Raw genomic sequence first — 741 nt, forward strand, 5'->3', positions numbered from 1 at the left:
CCGACCGGCTCGCGGGTCGCGGACGCGGCTGGGCGGCCGAAACGCGCCTACCGGCGTGACGTGCTGACGTCGTCGTATCGGCGCGCCCGGGCCGAACAGGCGACGGCGGCACGGTCCGCGACGCAGGCGAAACAGGCCCGCGCCCGCGACGTCGCCGCCCGGATTGTCCAAACCCACGGCCCAAACCTGGTGGTCGAGCACGTGGACATGCGCGCGTGGGGCCGGTTGTGGGGCCGCGGTATCGCCTTGTTCTCGCCGGGCATGCTCGTCGCTGCGCTCGCCCGCGAGTGCGTTGCCGCCGGCGGACGCCTCTCTCGAGCCGGCACCCGCAAGACGGCGTTGTCGCAGCAGTGCCCGTGCGGGGATCGCGCGAAGAAACCACTCGCGCAACGCACTCATCACTGTCCCCAGTGCGGGCTCGTCGGCGACCGCGACCTGGTCGCAGCAGCGATGGCCGCGTGCGTCCGCCTCGCCGATCCGGACGTGCCCGGGTCAGCATGCATCGACGAAACGTTGCGAGCCGGGCTACGGCGTCTTACAGGACAGCAAGAGGTCCTGCGCCGGTCAACCGCACCCGCTTCCACCCTGGCATCCGCTGGGGTGTGGGTAGGGGCGGCAGCCACTCACGGGGTGGCCTCTGCCGGCGAAACGGTCACACCACTGGTGACGCAACCCCCGATGAGGCTTGGCAGCCTGCTGCCGGGACCACGCGCGGACCGCGCCACCAGCCCGGATAGGCCC

The 741-nt window shown here is 72.2% G+C and carries 1 protein-coding gene; it reads left to right on the forward strand.

From position 1 onward, the window contains the following. Positions 1-60: 60 nt before the first annotated feature. Positions 61-741: zinc ribbon domain-containing protein (locus ABD901_RS58790; RefSeq protein ID WP_345145130.1), on the forward strand; the 681-nt coding region annotated here is incomplete at its 3' end.

The organism is Dactylosporangium darangshiense (assembly GCF_039537565.1).
In the GTDB taxonomy this organism is placed as follows: domain Bacteria; phylum Actinomycetota; class Actinomycetes; order Mycobacteriales; family Micromonosporaceae; genus Dactylosporangium; species Dactylosporangium darangshiense.